Source organism: Dysgonomonas sp. 520, from assembly GCF_010501095.1.
Classification (GTDB): domain Bacteria; phylum Bacteroidota; class Bacteroidia; order Bacteroidales; family Dysgonomonadaceae; genus QVMP01.
In genome coordinates this window covers 131474-131823 of record NZ_QVMP01000008.1, presented here as the reverse complement: position 1 = coordinate 131823, position 350 = coordinate 131474, and the positions used below count along the sequence as shown (strand labels likewise).

Annotated in this window: 1 protein-coding gene; it reads left to right on the top strand. The window is 39.7% G+C overall.

All coding sequences use genetic code 11. The features are described 5' to 3' along the window. On the top strand, positions 1 to 350 hold a 350-nt coding region (locus tag D0T56_RS06435; RefSeq protein WP_163319314.1), incomplete at both ends, for an AraC family transcriptional regulator.

The window sequence follows — 350 nt, the reverse complement described above, 5'->3', positions numbered from 1 at the left end:
TATCTGCTCAAAATATCCTGTTCGCAAGAAGAACTACAGGCTTTTCTCAGAATGGTTTGGAGCAATGATTTTCTATTTTTGGAGCAGGTGCGCAGTCTTTTTCCACATGTCAGAACTGTGCGCCAACTGGCTGAGAAGATGAATTATAGCTATTCAGGATTTAATAAGCGTTTCAGGCGGGTATTCAAAACGTCGGCATACAATTGGGTGAGAAATCACAAGGCAAAACAAGTGTATCAAGACATTTGCCAAACAGACAAAAGCCTGAAAGAGATAAGTACAAATTACAACTTCACCACCTTATCTCATTTCAATGAATTTTGCCACAAAAATCTGGGGTGTTCTCCATC